We start from the raw sequence: 22,429 nt of genomic DNA on the forward strand, positions 1-22,429 counted from the left end.
CACCAACCTGAAGCGAACCTGAAGTGATCCCCGGCCGCCTGACCAGGGACAGCCACCCCGGCAGATCGATCTCGGCCCGCACGGTCTTGCCCGGTGGCTCCCGGTCCAGCACCTCCCACCGATCGGCGAGCGCCTCGACAAGCACAAGCCCGCGCCCGGCCTCGGCGAGAGCTTCCGGCTGCCGTACGTCACCGGGCCCCGGCGGCCGGCACCCACTGCGCGTGTCACTGACCTCGACACGGAGGCTGCCGGTGACCAGAGAGAGCCGTAACTCAAAATCCCGGCCAGGCACGCGCCCATGCGTCACGGCATTGGCGGCCAGCTCGGCGACGATCACGGCGGCGGTGTCGGAGGCGTCGGAGCCGTGCGGGATGCCCCAGGCGTGCAGCTGGTTCAGGGCGAGGTGCCGGGCGAGGCGGGCGCCGCGTGGGGTGGCACTGAGACGCTGACTGAACATACGTACGGTAACCGGGTGTTGGGGGGTGGGCGGTGCGGTCATGCCCCCAATGTGACGGCGAGCAAGGGCACTTCACCAGGTCGGCGCCGCGTACGCTGCGGCAGCGTACGCGGTCACGGGCTGGACAGTACTCGTCACTAGCCGTAACCATGTGCGCGGGAGGTGACCGCCGTGGTCGATGGCTTGGTGGGGACGGGTGGGGAGCCGGAGTCGTCCGACAGCTTGCGGACGTTCGGCGCGGTGGTCCAGGCGCTGCGGGAGCACGCGGTGCTGAGCCGGGAGGAGTTCGGGGCGCTGGTCCGGTTCTCGAAGCACACGGTGGCTTCGGTGGAGCAGGGGCGGAGGATGCCGGATCCGGAGTTTGTGGAGCGGGCGGAGGAGGTGTTGGGGAACACCGGGGCCCTACGGAAGGCGGCGCGGCATCTGGGGCGGCAGCCGGGGCTGGCGGCGTGGTTCAGGCGGTGGGCGGCGATGGAGGCGCTGGCGATCACGCTGTACACGTATGAGTGCCGGTTGATTCCGGGGTTGTTGCAGACGGAGGCGTATGCGCGACAGTTGTTCATCGACGAGTTGCCGCCGCTGAGCGACGAGCAGATCGAGGCCCAGTGGACTGCACGGGCTGCGCGGCAGCGTTTGTTGCGGGAACGCCCGAACACCGCGTTCGGCTTCATCCTGGAGGAGCACTTGTTCCTTCGGCGCACGGGCGGGGTACAGGTCACGCGGGAACTCATCGACCACGTTCTGGAAATCGCACAGTTGCGGAACGTCGAGATCCAAGTCATGCCGCTGGTGCGCAGCTCGCACGCCGGGCTGCACGGCTCCATGCAGCTGCTGGAAACTCCCGAGAACAAGTGGTTCGCCTACACCGAGGCCCCGGAGAGCGGCCAGCTCATCTCCGACCCCAAGGTGATCAGTGTGCTCCAGAGGCGATATGCCAGGATGCGTGCGCAGGCTCTTACTCTCGATGACTCCGTGAGCCTGTTAGAGCGGATGCGAGGAGCGCTATGAGCACGTCCGAACTGGCCTGGTTCAAAAGCAGCTACAGCAGCAGCGGTTCCGGCGACTGCGTCGAAGTCGCCCTCTCCTGGCGCAAGTCCAGCTACAGCAGTAGCGGCGACGGTGACTGCGTCGAAATAGCTACCACCCCCTCCACCATCCACATCCGCGACTCCAAGAACACCCAGGGCCCCCAGCTCGCCCTCTCCCCCACCGCCTGGGGCGACTTCCTCACGTACGCCACCAAGTGACCGTAGGGGCCACTCGCTTCTTTGGCAGTGTCGTGCTTCCACGGCCCGCATCAAGGGCGCTTCGCGTCGCCTTCGGCGATGGCCCTGCGGGCCACCCTTGACCCGGGCCGCTCCAGCACGGGTTAGAAGCGAGCGAGCGGCCCGAAAGAGCGGGGGTCCCGGCGGGGTTCGCGGTGGGGGTCGGCTACGTCCGCGACCGGGGTTGGCGGGCGCGGCCGCGCCTCGGGGGCACGCCGGGTCGGCTCAGCGGCTGACCGCAGCAGGCACGATTGGCAGATCTGTTCCACTCCCAGGCATGACAGTCGAGGCAGGGCAGGGTGATGGCTGCCCGGGACTGGCACTGATAGACCAATCACCGCCCAAGCCGCCCGAATTGCCCAAGCTGACCGAGCTGACCGAGATACCGCCCCCGCCTGCCCACGGTTGCTGAACCCGCCCACCCACTCACCGCAAGCCGCTAAGCCCACCCGGCGTGCCCCCGAGGCGCGGTGGCGCCCGCCACCCCCGGTTGAGGACGTAGCCGACCCCGATCGCAAACGTGCCCTGGCCACCCGTTCTTCCGGGCCGCTCGCTCGCTTCTCCCCCGTGCTGGAGTGAGCCGAGTCAAGGGTGGCCCGAAGGGTCATCGCCGAAGGCGACGCGTAGCGCAGCGGAGCGCCCTTTACTCGGCTCGCGGAAGCACGACACTGCCAAAGAAGCGAGTGGCCCAACGGTTACTACGCAACCCAGGTCAGACCCGACCGGTGTCGCGCCGTGCGCTACGGCTGCACCTTGTTCCACAGCTCGGCGACCGCCCGTGCCACCGTCCGGCCCTGGGCGAAACCGGCGTGGCCCGCAGGCGTCCTGCTGGCGGGGGACAGCGGGTCGGTGCCGAAGGCGGCGAGGGTGGTCTCGTCGGGGGTGATGACCTCGATGAGGCCGCCGCGCTCGGCGATCGAGGCCGCGTCGGCTTCGAGCACCGGGTCGGGCATCGGGGCGATGACGAGGGTGCGGGTGCGGCCTGCCGCGAGATCGAGGTTGGTGAAGGAACGGATGCCGCCGTCGATGTAGCGGGCGTCGCCGATCGTCACGGCGAGCCAGACACCGGGGATGGCGCAACTCGCGGTCACGGCGTCCACCAGGCCGACGCCGGAGGTGCGGTCGAAGAGCCGGGTCTCACCGGTGGCGGCGTTCACGGCGACCACGGACAGATCGCGCTCCGGCCAACTGTGGGACGGCAGCCGGGCCTCGATGACGGCCCGCCGCTCGGCCTCGGTCACGGTCTCGGCGGCCAGGGCCATCGTGCCCATCCGAAGCCGGCGTTCCACCGGGTCGGTGACCTCGGCGTCGACCTTCTCGGCGAACTCGAAGACCTCGGCGAGCGCGCCTTCGCGTGCCTTCAGTTCCTCCCTCTGGAGCGCGGGGTCCACCTGGGCCCGGAACAGCGCCGACAGCTCTACGCCGCTGGTGATCTGGGCGGACACCGCCGACCCCGCCGAGGTGCCGAGCAGGAAGTCCGCGTCGGTGACATCGACTCCGGCGTCGGCGAGACCGGCCAGCACGCCCGTCGCCCAGGCGATACCGGCCACTCCGCCACCGCCGATGACCAGCGCGCGTTCGTCCCTCATCCCTGCCCCCACAACTGGAATCCGGTGCGACGTCAGATCAGACCAGGCCCATGAGGGTGGTGTACGCCGACTCGGCCTGGCGTCCGGGCGCTGCCTCCGTTGCCGCGTGGGTGAGGAAGCCGGCCGTCGGACCGTCGTAGGTGACGCGCCCGGCGAGCAGGCAGGTGACCGTGTCGGCCTCCTCGGCCAGATCGGCCACGTCATGGGTGGACATCAACACCGGGGTCTCGGCCGCCACCTCACGTACCAGGGCACGGAACACCGAGCGCTGATGGGGATCAAGGCCGGCGGTCGGCTCGTCGAGCAGGATCAGCTTGGCGTTGTGGGCCAGGGCGCAGGCGATGCCGACCCGGCGCAGCTGCCCCCCGGAGAGGTGCGCGGTCCGCTTCCCGGCTTCCGCCGCCAGGTTCACCCGCCCCAGCACGCGGGCGGCGTTCTCCCATGCGGTGGACCGGTCCACACCCTTGAGCCACGCGATGTAGGCGACGTACTCGCGGGCGGTGAGCGTCTTGCTGGCCGGCACATGCTGCGGCAGCCAGGCGACCTCGCTGCGGTAGGCGCGCACTGTCGACTCCACGCCGCCCAGGGCGATCCGACCGGAGTTCGGGCGGCTGATCCCGGCGAGGAGCGAGAGCAGGGTGGACTTCCCGGCGCCGTTGGGGCCCAGCAGGATCGTCAGTCCGTCGGTGGTGCGGTGGGTGAAGCGGTCCAGCACGGGCGGCCTGCGCCGCCGGTAGCGGAAGGTCACGTCGTCGATGAGCAGGCTCAAGGCCGGATCCTTGTCATGAGTCGGGGCAGGAGGGCGAGAGCGAGGAGGCCTGTCAGGAAGGCAAGTCCGGCACCCAGCGCGGCGTAGGACACGTAGGGTCCCTCGGCGACGATCACCCAGGGGTAGGGGTCGTTGGAGGAACGATGGCCGTTCAGGAGGGACACCAGCATCCAGACCACCGGGAGGAGACTGGCCCGGGCGCCCAGGAGTGGCCAGGCGGCCAGCGCGATCCCGCAGAAGAACAGGACGTTGCGGGCCGCGGTGAGAGCGGTCGCGCTGTCGAACCCGCGCAGGAACAGCAGAGCGCCGGCACTCGCGGCCAGGCTCAGCCCGGCCGCGAGGACGACGTCCATCCGCTCGACCCGGCGCAGGGCCGCGGCCTCCGCCGCCACCAGCCTCCGCTCCAGTACGGCGACGACCGCCGTACTGACCGCGAGACAGGCGAAGTCGCTCAGCCGCGTGGTCACCAGGTCGGCCAACAGGCTGGGCATGGCGACCGTTTTGCCGGAAGTGACCGCGAGTACCACCCAGAAGCCCACCAGGACTCCGGGGACGAGTGAGAAGACGCCGCGTTGGCGCATCCACCAGCGCATCTCAACCAGCCGCCGTCGGCCGGAACTTCATGGTCGATCCCGCACAGGCCTGCATGATCTTGTCCTGGTACCAGGACTTCTGCTGAGCGGCGGGCAGTTTCAGGACCCGCCCGACCTCCGCGGTGAGCTGGGGCTCCTGGGCGGTCTTGAACTCGGGCTCCGACCGCAGCCACTTCAGGTAGCGGTCATCCACGCCGCTCTTCTTCATCGCCCAGTAGGTGGAGTAGTGCATGGTCTCCCAACTGGGATTGGCGCAGAACCAGTTCACGGACTGCATGGTGAGCGCGAATGCGAGGTCCTTCTCGTTCCCGTTGGCCGCACCGATCAGGTTGACGCGCCAGACGGCCGCGGAGGACGAGCGTTCACCCTTTGCCGCACCCTTGATCTCGAAGACGGACGTGGGTACTTGGGGTATCGCCCCCGCGTTGGCCAGTGTGGTCAGGACCCCGCTCACCCGGGTCTGCAGGGCGGCCGCGTCGACCCCCGCCACCGTTGGCAGACACACCTTGGGAGCCGTTCCCGCGCAGGTGGTATCGGCCAGCCCGGCCACGGTCGGCGCACTGAAACTCCAGTTGGCCGTGATCCGGTAGGGGACCAGGAAGCCGACGGCCGCGATCGACAGGGCCGCGGCCACTGCGACTGTGCGACGGGCAGTGGGCAGGCAGATCAGGGCAACGGCCAGGCCCACGGCTACCGTCGCCGCGGTTGTGGTGAGGAACACGACTGGTTCGAAGGTCTCCCCGAACCCCACCGGTTCCACAATGCCCGAGATGTGCCGCGGCCAGTACGGGAGGTACGACACGGACGTGCCCACCAGGAGCTGGACGGACACGGCGAGCGCCGGGGCGGCGTAGAGCGCGTTGATCCGACGACCCACGCTGTACCCGAGCAGCGCATAGCCGGCGATGTTGACCAGGGGGAGGGCGAGCGCGGCGAGGGCGTACCCGTCGATCCCGCTGCCGGTGGTGATGAGGGTGACGACCGGAACAGCGCTGACGGCGACGGCGAACACGCCGAGGATCGCGAGCAGACTCCGGGCAGCGATGGCCGGTTCCGACCGTGCGGGACCGATGCCCCAGGTCCTCAGCTTCCGCAGCCGGTGTCCTTCAAAGCAGGCGACGGCCGCGGTGAGCGCATAGACCGGCGGCAGTGTGCTGCTCAGGGCGAAGGTTACTGCGCGGGTCGGCCAGTCAAGTCCCAGGAACTTCAGCGAGGGTTGGATGCCGACGAAGAAGAAGTACGCGCACCCTGCGGCCAGGAACGGGGCCGTTCTGACCGCGGCAGAGGTGCGGAGGAGAGTCGTGGTTCTCAAGCGGATGTCCGAATCAAAGGGGGCCGATGCCCCCGGTGGACCGCACCGGAGGCAACGGCGAGCGGTCGTCTGTCAGTCGGCCTGCGTGGTGTCGACGCCGACCCAGTCAGCGAACAGCAGGCAGCAGGACCCGCCCTGAGCAACCTTGTCGGCTTCGAAGTAGTAGGAAGCCGAGTCCAGACCGGTCTGTGTGTCCGTGCTGTAATAGCCGCTGCCGTTGAAGCAGTTGGAGAACGTGAAGGTATCCACGGTGACGTCCGAGGCCAAGGAGACGTCTATCCTCCGCTTGACGACCGTCTGCTGTGTTGTGCCGTACTGGGCGTAGCAGCCCTCCCAGCTGATCTCGTTGTAGGCCTCGTCATCCCAACGGTGCGAGGTGTCCCCGTCCGTCCAGGAACTGATGTAGCTGGTCCACGTCCAGTCCGCGAAGGCGGAGGGGGTGAGGACGAGGAGCAGTGCGCTGACCGCGCCGACGATCACACCAGTGCGCTGAAGTCTCAGATTACGAGCAGACATGGCTCTCTCTCCTTCTCCCGCACGAGAACGCCACGTCGGCATAGGAAGATCGCGCAAGATTCGCGCGAACGTAGCATGAACAGCCGGGAGTTGACGGGTATTGATCACACCCCGATTCCTGTGTGCGGGGGCAAACCGCTCGCGAGATTCTGAATCGGTCAGGCAGCCCTCGCCGTGACCGCGGATCTGGCAGGCCACGACCCTGGAGACGCACCCCGGTGCGAGGTGCCGCGGTGCCTGGTCTGGTTGGGGGGTGGCGCGCCGCGTCGGAGTCGCTTCCCGGTGGAGCCGGTCCATGCAGCGGGATGGGAGGAATCCTCCGTCCCACCATCCGGACGCCCCCTTGATCCGTACCCCACCCCGTAACTTCGACGCCCTCGCGTTGCGCCTGATCGAAGCGGGCGGCCAAAGTGGCGGCCGTGGTCACGGCCGGGACCGGCGCGGGCAGCAGTCCCTCGCCGACCACGTCCGCCCGCAGCCGGTCGAAACCGACCAGATGGTCCTCCCCGACCAGCTGCACGACCGCGGTGGCCAGCGCGAACTCACCGCCCGAAAGGCCCCGGTCACGTTCCTTGACCGGGCCGATCCCCGCGTCCAACGCGGCAGTGACGCCAAGGACCCGGTCCAACTCGGCCACCAGCACCAGCCCGCCGTTCTCGGTCAGCGACCCGTCCGGGACCCCTGTCCGGGCATTCAGCCGGGTCCAGCGCTTGCCAGGCAGCGGGAGGCGGTACGACGACGCGATATCTTCTTCACCAGACAGGTGTACTTTCACGTTCGAGACGATTAGGTGTAGGAACCTCGATCTTCTCAAACCGGAAGCGCACCTGTCGCCGCATCAGCTACCGATCACCGCCGCTACCTGCGGATTCGGGTCAGAGCTCGACAGCACAGCTCGACGTCACGCTTCAACATCACTGCCAAGCCCGGGTGGGCAGAGGATATTCCCCCTCACTCCGACGGCACCCGCCCCACGGACGCCCCAACAAGCTGTCTTACATGCAACTTGACGTTCCGTCACTTTGCCGAACTGACAGCTGACCGACAGCACCCGCTTTTACGGTGCCGTGTTCATGACAGAGACCTCAGAAGCTCCGATCGGGCGCCGCACCGTTCTGATCGCCACGGGCGCCACGGCAGCAGCACTGGCCGTGGGCGCCGCAGCGCCTGAAGCCCCCACAACCGACACGGCGGACGCGACCCCCGTCGCCGCGGCGGCTGTCTGCACCCTCACCAAGGAGATGACCGAAGGCCCCTACTACCTCGACGGACAGCTCGTCCGCGCCGACATCACCGAAAGCAAGGCGGGCGTCCCCCTCAAGCTCACGCTCACCGTCGTGGACGACGACACCTGCGTCCCGCTCAGCAACGCCCTCGTCGAGATCTGGCACTGCGACGCGCTCGGCGAGTACTCCGGGTTCGTCGGCGGCAACGGCCACTCGGAGCCGGACGACGGAACGTTCCTGCGCGGCGGCGTACTGACGAACTCCAGCGGCGTCGCCGCGATCACGACGATCTACCCCGGCTGGTACCGGGGCCGCTGCATCCACATCCACCTCAAGGTGCACACCGGAGTCACCCTCACCTCGGACGGCTCCTTCACCGGCGGCAAGGAACTCCACACCGGCCAGCTCTTCTTCAACGAGACGATCACCACGGCCGTCGCGAAGGTCTCCCCGTACTCCACCAACACGGTCACCCGCACCACCCTCGCCCAGGACTCCATCTACGACGACGGAGGCGCCGCCTCCGGCCTCCTCACCCTCACGGCCCTGGGCAGCTCGGCCTCATCCGGCTACGCCGGCACCCTGACGGTCGGCGTCGAAACAAGCTGACCGGTACACCTTCCCCCCACGGAACCGGGGCGGCCCGCACCGAAGCGGGCCGCCCCTCTGCCGTGCCCGATGAACAAAAGACCAAGTGAAGACACCCGCTGGCTAATGTCCCGCCCGTCGGTACGACGTGATCAACGGGCGAGGAGAGATATCCGATGGTGAATGTCTGGCGTTTCGGGGGCGCGCTCGTCGCGGCCGGTCTGTCGGTCGTCGGGGTGGCCACCAGTGCGCAGGCGTACTCCGGGTTCACAGCCGAGAAGTACCAGCAGATCCAGTTCGGCATGACGAAGGCCCAGGTCTGGGAGTTGGGCGGAGGCGCGCAGGCGTGTGAGACCGGCGGGCTCGTCGGCGACGGGATCCTGTGTTTCACCGAGTCGAGCGACTACGCGCCGTACGGCGGCTTCAGCTTCACCGCGGACGGAAAGCTGAAAAGCAAGCGGCACGAGTTCCTGTTCAAGGCGAGGACCCCGTCCGTCAATCTCACCCAGTACAACAAGACGCAGCTGGGCATGAGCGAGGCGCAGGTCTGGTCGATCGTGTCGAAGGACTCGTGCGTCGTGCAGCAGGAGGCCTACCCCAACTGGCCGGCCACGAACAGCCACACGCTGGAGTACTACTGCGCCTCCGCGACCGGCCTTTTCCCGCCGAACGCGAGGTTCGTCTTCACCGACGGCACGCTGACCGAGCGATACCAGCGCGCCCTCACCTGACCGTGGACTGTGCCCCAACTCCCGTGGAAACACGGCCAGTTGTCGCTTAGATCCCCAGTGCATTCACAGCCGCACATTAAGGAGTTCCTCAGGTACGCCCCTACGTTCCATGCCCATGACTGAGAACCCAGCTCAACACGAGCAAGACGAGCAGAACGACAACGCGTCGCGGCCCGGGGCTCACCGCCGGGACAAGGGTGTCCAGCGGCGGCGTGTCCTCATCGGTGGCGGCAGCGTCGCCGTGGTCGGCGGGCTTGCCGCGGCCGGGCTCGCCTCCGCCGACCCGGTGTCGGGGAAGGCGCACAAAACGAAGGCGTCCAGGTCGACCACCGTGTCGACGTCGGCCTCCGCCTCCAGCAGCGTCTGCACTCTGAACGCCGAGGTCACCGAGGGTCCGTACTCCCTGGACGGGGCCCTCGTACGGGAGGACATCCGCGAGGACAAGGAGGGGGTGGAGGTTCAGTACACCTTCACCGTCGTCGACTCCGCCAACGACTGTGCTCCCCTCGCCGACGCCCTCGTCGAGATCTGGCACTGCGACTCGCTCGGCGAGTACTCCGGGTTCGTGGGCGGCAACGGCCACACGGAGGACGACAACGGCACGTTCCTGCGCGGCGGTCAGCTGACCGACTCCGACGGCCAGGTCAGCCTCGTCTCGATCTGGCCCGGGCACTACGTCTCCCGTGCCGTTCACGTCCATATGCGAGTGCACACGGACGTGACGCTCACCGACACGTCGTACACCGGCGGCGAGGTCATCCACACCGGTCAGCTGTTCTTCGACGAGGACATCAATGCCGAGGTCCAGGCCCTGGACCCGTACTCGGACAACACCACCGCCGAGACCCAGCTCTCCGACGACAGCATCTACGACGACGGCGGCGCCTCCTCCGGCCTGCTGACCCTCACGGCACTGGGGTCCAGCGTGTCCGACGGATACACCGCCACCCTCACCGTCGGCGTCGACAGCTCCAGCTGATTCCCTAGCTGATTCCCTACGCCGCCACGGGCTGCCGTTCCTCGACCGTCTCCTCCGCCGCCTTTTCCTGACGGTAGGCGCGGATCGAGTAGGTCAGGGCGGCAGCCCACAGCGCGTACAGCAGGACGTATACCGGGGTGCTGAGCGCGGTGGTCGCGCCGACCCAGTCGCTGTTCAGCAGGGTGCGGGCGTTGAGTACGACGATGAGGCCACCGACCACGGAGCCGAGGATGCGCGGCGCCACGAAGCGCACCAGCCAGGCGGCGACCGGGGCGATGATCATGCCGCCGACGAGGAAGGCGAGCACCCAGGACCAGTTCACGCCGTCGGAGCCGAGCGCGAGGAGGAAACCCACGCTCGCGGACACGGCGACCAGGAACTTGCTGGTGTCGACGGAACCGACCACTTTGCGCGGCTCCATCCGGCCGCTGGCCAGCAGCGCGGGGGTGCCGATCAGGCCCCAGCCACCCCCGCCCGTCGCTCCCAGAAACCCTGCGACCAGGCCCAGCGGCACGAGGAACCGCTTGCGCAGCGGCTTGCCCAGGTTGTCCCGGGGTACGCCGCGCAGCGTGAAGCGGTAGCTGACGTAGAGGCCCAGCGCGAGCAGGATCACCGCCATCACCGGCTCGGCGACGGCGGTCGACATCCGGGACAGCACGGTCGCGCCGAGGAACGAGCCCACAGCGCCCGGTATGCCGATCCGGGCGACCACCTTCCAGTCGACGTTGCCGAAGCGCGCGTGCGAGGCGCCCGACACCAGCCCCGTGCCGATCTGGGCGAAGTGGACGATGGCCGAGGCGGCGGCGGGGCTCGTGCCCAGGGCCAGCAGCAGCACGGTCGAGATCACCCCGTGGGCCATGCCCAGACTGCCGTCCACGAGCTGGGCGCCCAGGCCCGCCAGCGCCAGCAGTACCAGCGTGCGCATTGCGTCCGTCCCGTCTTTCCTAGCTTTCCTACCGGTTGGGTAGGGATGAACGGGACGCGACGCTAAGGGCTCAAACTGAGGACAGCCTGAGGACGCCATGAGGATGATTCACAGGAATCCTCAGGGGTTCAGGGGTTCAGGGGTTCTCCCAGGCCGCCGGCTCCGCGGCCAGCTCCCGCACCGGCCCGGGCAGCGTGCCCTCCGCGATGTCGGCGAGCGTGACGCCTTCGAGGATCTTCCGTACGTTGGCCCGCACCGCGACCCACAGCGGCAGCAGCGGTTCGGCGGGCCCGGTGTAGGCCAGCTGGGTGGGCCGTTCGCCGCGTACGGAGACGATCGGGCCGTCGACCGTTCGGATGACGTCCGCGACGGTAATCGTGTCGGCGGCGCGCGCGAGCGTGTAGCCGCCGTTGCCGCCGCGTCGGCTGGTGACGAGGCCGCCACGCCGGAGATCACCCAGGATCCCCTCAAGGAACTTGTGCGGAATGTCCTGCGCGATGGCGATGACCTCGGCCTTGACCGGGCCGCCGTCCTGCCGTACGACGAGCTCCAGTGCCGCCCGTACCGCGTAATCCGCCCGCGCCGAGATCCTCATATGACCATTAAAAGGCCTGGTGCTGTGGACAATGACCGAACCCGCGCCGCTGTCTCTGGGGAGGCTCCCGCATGGTCCTGAGCAGACGTACGTTCAGCGCATTCGCCGGCACCGCCGCTCTCGGCCTCTCGCTGAGTGGCTGCGGCGGCTGTGGCGCGTACGCCGCCATCAAGGCGTCCACGGTTCCCACCGGGCCCGCGCCCGGTCCGCCCGCCGCCGACCGCATCGCGCACTCCGTCGGCTTCGACCGCTACTCGATGCTGATCGACGGCAAGCGTCTCGTGCTCTGGTCCGGCGAGGTCCACCCCTTCCGGCTGCCGAGCCCGTCCCTGTGGCGGGACGTCCTGCAGAAGCTGCGCGCCCACGGCTACAACGCGATCAGCATCTACGTCTCGTGGAACTACCACTCGCCCGCACCCGGGAAGTACGACTTCACCGGGGTCCGCGACCTCGACCTGTTCCTGAGCACGGCCGCCGAGACCGGCCTGTACGTCATCCTGCGCCCGGGCCCGTACATCAACGCCGAGGTCGACGCCGGCGGCTTCCCCGGCTGGCTGACCGCCACCAAGGGCACCGCCCGGACTTCCGACCCGACCTACCTGAAGTACGTCGACGAGTGGCTGACCGCCGTCGACCGGATCGCCGCCCAGCACCTCTACACCAAGGGCGGCGGCACGATCGTCCTCTACCAGCTGGAGAACGAGTACGCGAACAACGTCACCAGCTCCCTCGGCCGCGACTACATGGCCCACCTCTACGCCAAGGTGCGAGCCGACGGCATCGACGTGCCGCTGTTCCACAACGACAAGGGCAGGAACGGCTATTGGATCCCCGGGACCTTCGACACGGATGGTGAGAAGGGCCGTTACCTGTACGCCTTCGACGGCTACCCGTCGCCCGTCGGGCAGCCGCCGGACTGGGGCTACTTCGGCATCGGCGGTACGACGGGCGGCTCGACCGCGAGTCCCGACACCCCGGGGTTCATCGCCGAGTTCGGGGGCGGCTGGTTCGATCCATGGGGCGGGGTGGAGTTCGGCGGCAAGGGGTACGCGGAGTCGCGCCGGACCCGGGACGCGGCGTACGAGCGGCGCTTCTACCTCACCAACCTCGCCAACGGCATCAAGATCCACAACGTCTACATGACCTTCGGCGGCACGTCCTGGGGCTGGCTGCCCGCGCCGATCGTCTACACGTCGTACGACTACGGTGCCGCCCTCGACGAGGCCAGGCAGCCCACCTCGAAGCTGATCCCGATGCACCAGATCGGGCAGCTCCTGCACTCCGTGCCCGACCTGGCCAAGCTGGACCGCGGCAACGATGTCACGGTCGGCGCGGCCGGCTCGGGGATCAAGGCGTACCACCTCGTCAACCCGGACACGAAGGCGCACTTCTACGTGCTGCGCAATGACACCTCCACCGAGGTCGACGCCTCCGTCCCGCTCGCCGGGACGACCGTCCCCGTGCCGGTCCCGGGTCTCGACGCCCGGCTGCTCGCCACCGGAATCGCCCTCGGGCGGCGGAAGTTGAGCTACTCCACCGCCCAGCCCATGCTGTGGCTGACCGCCGGGCGCCAGGACATCGCCGTGTTCACGGGCCGCTCGGGCGAGGTGACGCGGACCGGGCTGGAGTGCGCGAGCGCACCCACGGTCACCGTGCTGGAAGGGAGCGCCGGGCACTCGTACGCGAACGGCGTCCTACGGATCGACGCCCAACTGGCCGGGCTGACACGGGTTCTGGTGGAGGGCGGCGGCATCTCGGCGCCCCTTCTGCTGCTGCTCGCCGATGACGAGACCTCCGGACGGCTGTGGCGCTACGACACCCCGTCGGGCCCGGTGCTGGTGCACGGCCCCGCGCTGCTGCGCACCGCCGCGGTGAGCGGCGCGACCGTCCAGCTCACCGGGGACACAGTCAAGGCCGCGAATCTGGAGGTCTGGGGGCCGCGCGGGATCACGGAAGTCGTCTGGAACAAGGGCATGTTGAAGACGTTCGCCACCACGTCCGGGAGCCTGCGGGCCGAGCAGCAGCTGCCCGGCGTGGCCGGTGTCCCGCTGCCCGCGCTGACCAACTGGCGCCGGTACGCGGAGAACCCGGAGTCCGCCCCCGACTACGGCGACTCCGGCTGGAAGGTCGCGAACAAGACGTCCACGAACAGCATCACGCCCGTACCCGCGGGGCAGCCCGTCCTGTTCGCCGACGACTACGGCTACCACTACGGCGATGTCTGGTACCGGGGGCACTTCACGGACACCGACGGCGCGGAATCCGTGTCCCTGACCTACCTCTCGGGCGCGCAGGGGCTGCTGATGGCGTGGCTGGACGGAAAGGCGCTGGGCACGCACCGGATGCCGGTGCCGGACAAGAAGACCATCAGACAAGGGAGTTGGGCCGCCACGGCGACCTTCGCCGTCGCCGACGAAACGGGGCCGCGGGTGCTGTCCGTGCTGGTGCGCCGTATGCAGCACGACGAGGACGGGGCGGCGAAGGACACGCACAAGGTGGCCCGCGGGCTGGCGGCCGTGACCTTCGACGGCGCTTCTCCGGCGGTCACTTGGCGGATCCGTGGCGAGGTGGCCGCCGACCCGGTGCGCGGGCCGGTCAACAACGGGGGTCTGTACGGGGAGCGGCACGGCTGGCATCTGCCGGGGTTCGCGGACAGCGGCTGGAAGGTCGTCGACTTCCCGCGCGCCGAGCGGCGGCAGGGCGTCGTCTGGTACCGCACCGACTTCCGGCTCGCCGTCGACACCGCCGTGGACGCCTCGATCGGGCTCACCCTCACCGACGAACCGGCCCGCGCCTACCGCGTCCAGATCTTCCTGAACGGCTGGAACATGGGCCAGTACATCAACGATGTGGGCCCCCAGCACACCTTCGTCCTGCCGAACGGGCTGCTGCGCACACGGGGGCTCAACACACTGGCCCTCGCGGTGCTGTCCGACGGGAACACCCCCGCAGGCCCGGGAGAGGTGAAGCTGACGCTGCTGGGCAGCGCGGCCGGAGGAGTACCCGTGACCACGGTGGACTCCCCCGGTCCGACGACCGCCTAGGCCGGGGCCGGCCCCTATAAGCCGACCCCTACAGGCCGCCCCTATGGGTCGTTGCCTTCAGCGGAGCCTGATCACATTCCACGACAGCGGCTCCAGGACGGCGTTCAGCGTGCCGTCCTGGAGGACGGTCCCCTCGACGGGGTGCGGAGTGACCCGCTCCGGGTTGTCGAGGGTGTTGCGGGCGTCCGGGTCGGCGTCGGCGAGCGCGCTGTGCTCGACGACCTCCGTCAGCCCCAGCCGGTTCAGGCCGACTTCGAGCGGCAGCGACTCGGTCTGGCTCCGGTTGACGGCGAAGACGGTGACCGAGCCGTCCTCGGCGCGCACGGCGGTGGCGTGCAGCAGGTCCGCCTCGCCGTACTTCTTCGTCTCGTACGTCGGCGAGTCGACCCGTACGTCGAGGACCTCCCCGCGCCCGTACCGCGACGCCTGCGCGAACGGGAAGAACGTCGTCTGCCGCCAGGCCGGGCCGCCCGGCTCCGTCATGATCGGCGCGATGACGTTGACGAGCTGGGCGAGGCAGGCGACGGTGACCCGGTCCGCGTGCCGCAGCAGGGCGATCAGGAGCGAGCCGAAGACCACCCCGTCGGTGACGTTGTAGTTGTCCTCCAGCAGGCGCGGGGCCTCCGGCCAGTCGGACGCCGGGTCGGTGTTCCTCGCGTGCTCCTCCCACTTCGACAGGTACCAGACGTTCCACTCGTCGAAGGAGAGGTTGATCTTCTTCTTCGACTTGAGCCTGGCGCCCACGTGGTCGCAGGTCGCGACCACGTTCTCGATGAAGGACTCCATGTCGACGGCGGAGGCGAGGAAGGAGTCGACGTCGCCGTCGTGGGGCTCGTAGTAGGCGTGAAGGGAGATGTAGTCGACCAGGTCGTACGTCTCCTGGAGGACCGTCGACTCCCATTCGGCGAAGGTCGGCATGGACTGTCCGGAGGAGCCGCAGGCGACCAGTTCGACGCCGGGGTCGATCTGGCGCATGGCGCGGGCCGTCTCGGCGGCGATCCTGCCGTACTCCTCGGCGGTCTTGTGGCCGGTCTGCCAGGGGCCGTCCATCTCGTTGCCGAGGCACCAGAGGTTGATGCCGAAGGGGTCCTTGTCTCCGTGCGCGATGCGCTGCTCGGAGAGTGCGGTGCCGGAGGGGTGGTTGGCGTATTCCTGGAGTTCGAGGGCCTCGGCCACTCCTCGTGTGCCGAGGTTGACCGCCATCATGGGCTCCGCCTGGGGGCCGACCTTCTTGAGGAAGGCGATGTACTCGGAGAGGCCGAAGCGGTTGGTCTCTGTGGAGCGCCAGGCCAGGTCGAGGCGGCGGGGGCGGTCCTCGGCGGGGCCTACCGAGTCCTCCCACTTGTAGCCGGAGACGAAATTGCCCCCGGGGTAACGGATGGCGGTGACGCCGAGTTCGCGGACCAGGTCCAGGACGTCCGTGCGGAGGCCTTCGGCGTCGGCTGTGGGGTGGTCGGGTTCGAAGATGCCTGTGTAGACGCAGCGGCCGAGGTGTTCTACGAAGGAGCCGAAGAGACGGGGGTTGACCTCGCCGACCTTGAAGGCGGGGTCGAGGGTGAAGCGGGCGGTGTGCATGTGCGCCTTCCGAGGAGGGGGTTGTTGTTTCGTTGGCGGCTGCGGGTTCGTTGTGGCTGGTCGCGCCCACGCGGCGGAGCCGCAAATAGGTACATCCCCGCGCCCCTAACGCACGCTGGGCCAGCCGTCTCTGTTCCAGCTCAGGGGGTTGAGCCCCAGCTTGGGCGTTCCCGCGTCCTCTGCGTCGTAGTAGTGGTACGCCAGGACATCTCGGCCCTTGTCCTTGAAGACGGACTCGCCTCCTGTGCCGATGAAGCGGCCGTGGCCCGCCAGCAGCAGGTCGCCGCCTCCCTCAAGGAGGGGCTTGCCCGTGCTGTCGACGTACGGGCCCGTCACGCTCGTCGACCTGCCGACCCGGATCTTGTAGGTGGAGTTCACGCCCGCGCAGCACGCGTCGTAGGAGGCGAAGAGGTAGTAGTAGTGGCCGTGTTTGACGATGTACGGGCCCTCTACCGCGTACGGGGCGTCCGGGCGGGTCGCCAGGTGGTGGACGGTGGTGCCCTCGATGGCCTTGCCGGTCTTCGGGTCGAGTTCGACCATGCGGATGCCGGTCCAGTACGAGCCGAACGTCATCCACAGCTTGCCGTCGGCTTTGATCACGGCCGGGTCGATGGCGTTCCAGGTGTCGGTCGTCTCGGAGGTGAAGGCCTTGCCGTGGTCGGTCCAGGTGCCGGGGAGGCCGGTCGGGGAGGTGGCGACGCCGATCGCGGAGTGGTTGGTGCCCCAGGAGGAGACGGCGTAGTAGAGCCAGTACTGGCCGTGCCGGTAGGAGATGTCGGGGGCCCAGGGGTCGCCGGTGGAGTTGTACTCGTACCACCAACTCGGGGGCGCGGCGAAGGCGTTGCCCGAGTCGTCCCACTGGACGCGGTCCTTGGAGAGGCGGGCGCCGATGATGCCGCCGGTGGAGTAGGCCACGTATCCGCCGGACTTGAGGTGGATGACCGTGGGGTCGTGGATGATCTGCTGGCCGGTGATCGGCTGTGGGTCGGGGTAACTCTCCGCCGCCTGGGCCGTGTTGGGCAGCAGGGCCAGAACGGTCGCCACAGCCGCCGCGGCAAGGCTTCTTCGTATGGTCACTGTCCCGCCAATCCCGTGTGGGCGACGCCCGCCACGATCTGCCGCTGGAAGAAGACGAACACGATGATCAGCGGCAGGCCCGCCATGAGGCCGCCGGCCATGAGCTGGGCCCACTGGATGCCGTAGGAGTTCATGACGGTCGCGATGCCGTTCGGCATGGTCATCAGGTCGGGGTTGTTGGTCACCATGTACGGCCACAGGAAGTTGTTCCAGGAAGCGATGAAGGTGAAGATGCCTACCGCTGCGAGGGAGGGGCGGGAGAGCGGGACGACGATGGTGAAGAAGATCCGCCAGCGGCCCGCGCCGTCGATGAAGGCGGCCTCCTCCAGTTCGCGGGGGATGCCCTGGAAGAACTTGTAGAGGATGTAGACCATCGCGGCGGGCGCGCACTGCGGCAGGATCATGCCCCAGTAGGTGTCGACCATCCCCATCTGCTGGACGGTGGTGAAGAGGGGGACGCCGAGGACCGCCGGGGAGATCATCAGGCCCGCCATCACCACGCCCATCAGGACGGTCTTGCCCTTGAACTCGGTTCGGGCGAAGCCGTATCCGGCGAGTGCGGCGACGGTGACCACGATGGCCGTCACCAGGACCGACACCACGAGGGAGTTGACGAACCAGTTCGAGATGTTGCCGGTCTCCCAGAGGGACTTCCAGGCCTGGAGCGTCCAGACCTTCGGCAGCCAGTGCGGCGGGATCTCGGCCGCCTCGGCCTCGGACTTGAGCGAGGTGAACAGGGCGGCGGCGATCGGCGCCATGAAGACGGCGGAGACGCCGACGCCGATCAGCGTGAGGACGATCTGGCTGGGTGTCCAGGGCTTGCGGGACTTGGCCCGTATCTGGGTGGCGCTCATCGGCCGCCCTCCTCACGGTTGCGCAGCAGCGCCATCCGCGCGAGGGCGACGGCCGCGATGATCACGAAGAAGATGATGGACATCGCGGAGGCGTAGCCCACGCGGTAGCTGGTGAAGCCCTGTTCGAGGGTGTACTGGACGAAGGAGCGGGTGCTGAGCTCGGGGCCCGGCCCGAAGTCCATCATCACCACGGCCTGGTCGAAGAGCTGGAGCGAGGCGAGGACCTGGAGCGCGATCACCAGGCCGGTGATGTGGCGCAGCATCGGCAGGGTGATGTGGACCATCCGGTGCCAGGCGTTCGCGCCGTCCAGTTTGGCGGCCTCGTAGAGGTGGTCGGGGATGCCCTGGAGCGCGGCGAGGTAGAGCAGGAAGCTGAAGCCGACCGTCCACCACAGGGTGGTGATGACGATGGCGAGCATCGCGTACGACTTGTCGGTCAGCCAGGGTGTGGTGAGCCCGAAGGTCTCGTTGAACAGGCCGATGCCCTGGGTGAACAGCCACTGCCACATGTTGGCGGCGACCGTCGACGGCAGCAGGAACGGCGCGAAGAAGCACAGCCGCCACAGCCACTTGCCGCGCTCGATGTGGTGCGCGAGCATCGCGAGCAGGAAGGCGAGGAGTGTGATGCACGGTACGACGAGCAGGGTGAAGTACGCGCTGTGGCCGAGCGCGTCCCACATCGCCTGGTCGTTCAGGGCCTCGCGGTAGTTGTCGAGGCCGACGAAGCTCGCGCTGTCGCCGGAGATGTTGGCGTCCGTGAAGCTGAGGTACACGCCGCGCAGCAGCGGCCAGATCACGAAGAGCGCGAAGAGCGCCAGGAACGGGGCGACGAACCAACCCCCGTGCTGGAAGCCCTGCTTGCGGCGGACGGTCGCGGTGGCGGCGGCGGTGCTCGCCCGCGCCGGTGCGATGACTGTCTCAGCACTGGTCGTCATGCGACCGCACCTCCCTGCGCGGCGGTTTTGCCGTCCATCGGGTTCTTCGAGGCGAGAAGCTTGGTGAGATGGGACTTCATCGTCTGCGCGACCGCGGCCGGCTTGGCCGAGCCCATGGTCGAGGAGACGACCACGGGGCCGAGATCCTGGGCGAGGACGCCGGTGGAGCCCGCGAACCACACCTTCGGCTCGGTGGCCTGGTGGTCCATGGCGCTGACGTACTCGTTCTGCGGCGTGAGCTTCTTGTACGCGGCCGTGGACAGCGTCGGCGTGTACGCGGGGATGTGGCCGCCGGCCGCCCACTGCTGGGCGTGCGTGGCGACGTACGCGGCCAGCTCGTGCGCGGCCTCGTTGGTGGCGCCGCCGCGGCCGGACTGGTGCGGCAGGACGAACGCGTGCGATTCGGCGTGGGTTGCCTGCTTGCCGAAGACGGGCGGCAGCGGGGTGGCGCCGTAGTCCAGCTTCGCGCCGGAGAAGACCGGCACCGACCAGTTGCCCTCCCAGGTGAAGGGGGCGCCGTTGATGAACTGTTCGCCGGTCGGCGCGCCCGGGATGACGTACCCGTCGGTGACGTGCTTGCGGAAGAACTCCAGGACCTGCGTGGCCTTGTCGACGTCGAAGAGGACCTCGGTGTTGTCGTCGTTGAACCACTGGCCGCCGAGCTGGGTGTAGAAGGCGACGAAGAACCACCACTGGAAGTTCTGGTCGTTGGTCCACAGGCCGATGGTCTGCAGGCCCTTCTTCTGGACCTGCTTGGCCTTCTTCAGGACGTCGAACCACTCGTCGGTGGAGGTGACCGGGATCATCCGGCCGTCGTCGCCGAGCAGGTCCGCCTTCTTCAGCACGTCCTTGCGGTAGAAGCAGAGCTGTACGTGGATGTCGAGCGGCAGGGCGTAGAGCTTGCCGTCGATGACACCGCGGTTCCACAGCGCCGGGTTGTAATCCGCCTTGCGCACCCCGTACTTGGCGAGGAGGCTCTCGTCCCACGGATCCAGGAGCCGCCCCGGCGAGAAGCCCGCGACCCGGCCCATGTGCATGACGCCGAGCTCGGGTGCGCGGTTGCCCGCGGCGGCCATCGCGAGCTTGGTGTAGAAGGGGTTGCCCCACTGGAGGGTGGAGTCCTTCACGTCGATGCCGGGGTGTTCCTTGCGGAAGGCGTCCAGCATCGCGATCATGTTGGCGCCGTCGCCGCCGCTGAAGAGGTTCCAGTAGCGCACCCGGGTGTCCGCGCCGGAGGCGAGCGCGTCGGCGCCCGTCCCCAGGGTTGCGAAGCCCAGGCTTCCTGCGACTGTCAACCCACCCAGTCCGGCCAGGATTTGCCTTCGGTTCAGGCCAGGTTGTCCCACGCCCGCCCCCTACTGTTCGAGATTTCGATAGATGATCGCAACTTCGAACGGGACCGTAGATAGGAAGCGCTTACTCGTCAATGGTTTGCGCAAAACTTTCGAACGGCTTACGGGATACCGAACATTGGTGGGCGAGATATACAGACCGGAGGCTCCCGTCGATGGAGCCTCCGTTCCGGACTCACAGGCTGTGGGGTCAGACCGGGATGCCCGGCCCTCGCCCGCGCAACTCCTCGATCTTCGGGCCGTACTCGTCCACCGCGTAGCCCACCTGGTGGTTCTCCGGGCAGCACTTCTTCCCGAGTGCGATGCCCTCCGCGATCCGGTCCAGCACCTCCACGTACTCCTGCGGTGTCAGCGTCCCGCCGCACTTCTCCAGCCACCGGCTGCCCTCGCGGGCGAGCACCACGAAGGCGTGCGGGGCCTTGCCCCGGTACTTGGTGGCGACTTTGAACAGATCATGCACGGCGGGGACCGCGGCCCGGACCAGTTGCGGGTTGGCCGGGTCCTGCATCGAATAGCCGAGCCGGACCTTGGCCTCGGCCGTCACGACGAGCCGGTCCTCGGAGCCGTCGGGGCAGCCCTTCGCGGCAGCAAGGTGATTGGTGGCGAGATCGAGCCTGCCCTGCTCGGCCTCGTACTCGGCACGCTGGAGCCAGTAGTGGTGGTCGTCCTGGAGGAACTGGTGCGCGGCGTCGTAGATCCGCCGTACCGCGTCGGCGTCCAGGTTCAGGGAGCGCATGGTCTCGTGGTTGAGGAGTTTGATCATGGCGCTGCGGTCACGGTGCTGGTTGTCCGTGATGTGCCAGGCCTGTCCCGCGTAGAACAGCAGCAGTTTGGCGATGACCCACTCAAGGTCTTCCTTGCGGTGTCGCAGCACGTTCCGGACAACGGTGTCGGCGATGGTCCGCTGCCGGCAGCGCAGCCGGCCGTCGCCGGTGCGGACCAGCAGGTTCATCCCCACGAGCGCGTTCACCGCGATCCGATGGCTGTGGTCCGGGGCGCTCGGGTGGGACACGATCTCCAGCAGGTCGGCCACGTCGATACCACGCTGCTGGAAGACCAGCGAGCTTGCCGATGAGCGCGTTCAGGAGCGGGGCCGCGCGCCGCGTGAACATGTCGACGTCGTCCACGAAGATCGCGTCGAAATGCTGCTGGCGCGACTGCCCCTCGATGTCCCGGGGCGGCCGGGACGCCCCGCGGTCCACCCAGCCGGCGTTCATGCCCTTCTTGTGGAGCCGGTAGGCGACCTGCATCAGAGCGGTCGTCTTGCCGGAACCGGCGGTGCCCTTCACCAGGACGATCGGCTGCCGTTCCCCTTCGGCGGGCCGGGCCCGTTCCTCGATGGCGTCGACCAGGGAGAGCTGCGGCGCGATCTTCCTGTCCTTGATGTCGCCCCAGGTCGGGTCCCGCCCGATGAGGAACTCGCGGGTGCCGGTGGGGGTGTCCTCCACCAGTCCGGCCACCCGGACGGTCCCCACGCCGTCCCGGGTTCCCTCGTACTCCTCGGTGAGCACCCGCCGCCCGTCTACGAGCGCCTGGATTCCGGCGCCGAGGCGGCTTCGTACGAAGTCGGCGGGCGTCGCGCGGATGGTGCCGCAGGCCCGCCTCGTGCAGCCGGGCCCGGTCGGCGGCCGTGCCTTCGGGGGTGATGAGGAAACCGGGGAACTCGTGCTCGCCGGAGGCCCGGCCGGCGATCCGCAGGGTCTCCCACAGGGCGGAGCTGCTAGGGGACAGGGACAGGAAGACCACGGGCCGGGTCAGCAGCTCCGCCCGGAACCGCCGGAACCACAGGCTGCGCGCGTCGTTCCCGGGCACCGACCACGCGTCGCCGAAGTTCTGCGGGACCCCGCCGTCGTGCGGCCAGCCGTGCATGGTGACGACCTCGAGAGCGCCGCGCTTGCCGGTCGGGAAGTCCTCGCACGCGTCGACGAGGGAAACGGTGTCCGCCGCCCGCGCGTTGCGGATGAGGGGCAGCACGTCGCTGCCGGTGAAGTCGTAGACGCGCGACCACGGGGCACGCAGCAGTGCGTACGCCGTGTGCCCGTCGTGT

20 protein-coding genes and 1 pseudogene are annotated in these 22,429 nt (G+C 68.5%); 7 read left to right on the forward strand and 14 right to left on the reverse strand.

The genetic code is table 11. The annotated features are described in order from the left end of the window. Window positions 1–37: 37 nt before the first annotated feature. Window positions 38–499 (reverse strand): annotated as a pseudogene (locus tag OG975_RS15060) (ATP-binding protein); the annotation flags it as partial. A gap of 129 nt (window positions 500–628) precedes the next feature. Between OG975_RS15060 and OG975_RS15065 the strand changes: the two are divergent. Then, on the forward strand, window positions 629–1,465 hold the full coding sequence (locus tag OG975_RS15065; RefSeq protein ID WP_406336276.1) for a Scr1 family TA system antitoxin-like transcriptional regulator: 837 nt from the start codon (window positions 629–631) through the stop codon (window positions 1,463–1,465). Beyond that, entirely contained in the window at window positions 1,462–1,704 is a 243-nt protein-coding gene (locus OG975_RS15070; protein ID WP_406329651.1) for a DUF397 domain-containing protein, read from the forward strand. Before OG975_RS15065 ends, OG975_RS15070 begins: the two co-directional genes overlap by 4 nt. A gap of 758 nt (window positions 1,705–2,462) precedes the next feature. Here the strand turns inward: OG975_RS15070 and OG975_RS15075 are convergent. The 5 genes from OG975_RS15075 to OG975_RS15095 all read right to left on the reverse strand — a co-directional run bounded on the left by OG975_RS15075 (window position 2,463) and on the right by OG975_RS15095 (window position 6,501). Then, entirely contained in the window at window positions 2,463–3,311 is an 849-nt protein-coding gene (locus tag OG975_RS15075; RefSeq protein ID WP_406329652.1) for a patatin-like phospholipase family protein, read from the reverse strand. A 37-nt stretch (window positions 3,312–3,348) separates the two neighbouring features. After that, a complete protein-coding gene (locus tag OG975_RS15080; RefSeq protein ID WP_329511332.1) occupies window positions 3,349–4,080 on the reverse strand; it encodes an ATP-binding cassette domain-containing protein in 732 nt (243 codons plus the stop codon). Further along, a complete protein-coding gene (locus OG975_RS15085; RefSeq protein ID WP_329511333.1) occupies window positions 4,077–4,661 on the reverse strand; it encodes a hypothetical protein in 585 nt (194 codons plus the stop codon). The genes OG975_RS15080 and OG975_RS15085 overlap by 4 nt, the downstream gene beginning before the upstream one ends. 13 nt (window positions 4,662–4,674) lie before the next feature. Beyond that, on the reverse strand, window positions 4,675–5,985 hold the full coding sequence (locus tag OG975_RS15090; protein WP_406329653.1) for a hypothetical protein: 1,311 nt from the start codon (window positions 5,983–5,985) through the stop codon (window positions 4,675–4,677). 72 nt (window positions 5,986–6,057) lie between these two features. Beyond that, on the reverse strand, window positions 6,058–6,501 hold the full coding sequence (locus tag OG975_RS15095) for a hypothetical protein (protein ID WP_406329655.1): 444 nt from the start codon (window positions 6,499–6,501) through the stop codon (window positions 6,058–6,060). Window positions 6,502–6,844: 343 nt separating this feature from the next. On the opposite strand from OG975_RS15095, the gene OG975_RS15100 reads away from it, so the two are divergent. From OG975_RS15100 to OG975_RS15115, 4 genes are all read left to right on the forward strand, one after another. Next, window positions 6,845–7,291 (forward strand): hypothetical protein, encoded by a 447-nt coding sequence (locus tag OG975_RS15100; protein WP_406329656.1) that lies wholly within the window; start codon window positions 6,845–6,847, stop codon window positions 7,289–7,291. A 283-nt stretch (window positions 7,292–7,574) separates the two neighbouring features. Further along, window positions 7,575–8,336: an intradiol ring-cleavage dioxygenase gene (locus OG975_RS15105; RefSeq protein WP_406329657.1), complete on the forward strand. Its 762-nt coding sequence runs from the start codon at window positions 7,575–7,577 to the stop codon at window positions 8,334–8,336. Between the two features lie 155 nt (window positions 8,337–8,491). Continuing rightward, entirely contained in the window at window positions 8,492–9,046 is a 555-nt protein-coding gene (locus OG975_RS15110) for a BLIP family protein (RefSeq protein ID WP_406329658.1), read from the forward strand. 109 nt (window positions 9,047–9,155) lie between these two features. Beyond that, the gene (locus OG975_RS15115; RefSeq protein ID WP_406329660.1) at window positions 9,156–10,025 is read left to right on the forward strand and encodes an intradiol ring-cleavage dioxygenase; all 870 of its coding nucleotides are present in this window, start codon (window positions 9,156–9,158) and stop codon (window positions 10,023–10,025) included. Between the two features lie 16 nt (window positions 10,026–10,041). On the opposite strand, the gene OG975_RS15120 is transcribed toward OG975_RS15115, so the two are convergent. Beyond that, window positions 10,042–10,950 carry a sulfite exporter TauE/SafE family protein gene (locus tag OG975_RS15120; protein ID WP_406329662.1) on the reverse strand — a complete coding sequence of 303 codons (909 nt, stop codon included), beginning with the start codon at window positions 10,948–10,950 and terminating at the stop codon, window positions 10,042–10,044. A gap of 136 nt (window positions 10,951–11,086) precedes the next feature. Beyond that, the gene (locus tag OG975_RS15125) at window positions 11,087–11,545 is read right to left on the reverse strand and encodes an RrF2 family transcriptional regulator (RefSeq protein ID WP_406329663.1); all 459 of its coding nucleotides are present in this window, start codon (window positions 11,543–11,545) and stop codon (window positions 11,087–11,089) included. Between the two features lie 71 nt (window positions 11,546–11,616). Between OG975_RS15125 and OG975_RS15130 the strand changes: the two genes are divergently transcribed. Further along, window positions 11,617–14,589: a beta-galactosidase gene (locus tag OG975_RS15130; RefSeq protein WP_406329664.1), complete on the forward strand. Its 2,973-nt coding sequence runs from the start codon at window positions 11,617–11,619 to the stop codon at window positions 14,587–14,589. 57 nt (window positions 14,590–14,646) lie between these two features. Here the strand turns inward: OG975_RS15130 and OG975_RS15135 are convergent, their stop codons facing one another. The 6 genes from OG975_RS15135 to OG975_RS15160 form a co-directional block, all read right to left on the reverse strand. After that, window positions 14,647–16,164 carry an alpha-N-arabinofuranosidase gene (locus OG975_RS15135; RefSeq protein WP_406329665.1) on the reverse strand — a complete coding sequence of 506 codons (1,518 nt, stop codon included), beginning with the start codon at window positions 16,162–16,164 and terminating at the stop codon, window positions 14,647–14,649. A gap of 105 nt (window positions 16,165–16,269) precedes the next feature. After that, on the reverse strand, window positions 16,270–17,241 hold the full coding sequence (locus OG975_RS15140) for an arabinan endo-1,5-alpha-L-arabinosidase (protein WP_406329666.1): 972 nt from the start codon (window positions 17,239–17,241) through the stop codon (window positions 16,270–16,272). Further along, entirely contained in the window at window positions 17,238–18,095 is an 858-nt protein-coding gene (locus OG975_RS15145; RefSeq protein WP_406329667.1) for a carbohydrate ABC transporter permease, read from the reverse strand. The genes OG975_RS15140 and OG975_RS15145 overlap by 4 nt, the downstream gene beginning before the upstream one ends. Beyond that, window positions 18,092–19,030 (reverse strand): carbohydrate ABC transporter permease, encoded by a 939-nt coding sequence (locus OG975_RS15150; RefSeq protein WP_406329668.1) that lies wholly within the window; start codon window positions 19,028–19,030, stop codon window positions 18,092–18,094. The genes OG975_RS15145 and OG975_RS15150 overlap by 4 nt, the downstream gene beginning before the upstream one ends. Then, on the reverse strand, window positions 19,027–20,376 hold the full coding sequence (locus OG975_RS15155; RefSeq protein WP_406329670.1) for an extracellular solute-binding protein: 1,350 nt from the start codon (window positions 20,374–20,376) through the stop codon (window positions 19,027–19,029). Before OG975_RS15155 ends, OG975_RS15150 begins: the two co-directional genes overlap by 4 nt. Before the next feature lie 196 nt (window positions 20,377–20,572). Next, on the reverse strand, window positions 20,573–21,415 hold the full coding sequence (locus OG975_RS15160) for a hypothetical protein (RefSeq protein ID WP_406329672.1): 843 nt from the start codon (window positions 21,413–21,415) through the stop codon (window positions 20,573–20,575). Window positions 21,416–22,429: the final 1,014 nt, after the last annotated feature.

Origin of the sequence: Streptomyces sp. NBC_00203, from assembly GCF_045206325.1 — a bacterium.
GTDB classification, from domain to species: Bacteria; Actinomycetota; Actinomycetes; order Streptomycetales; family Streptomycetaceae; genus Streptomyces; species Streptomyces lutosisoli.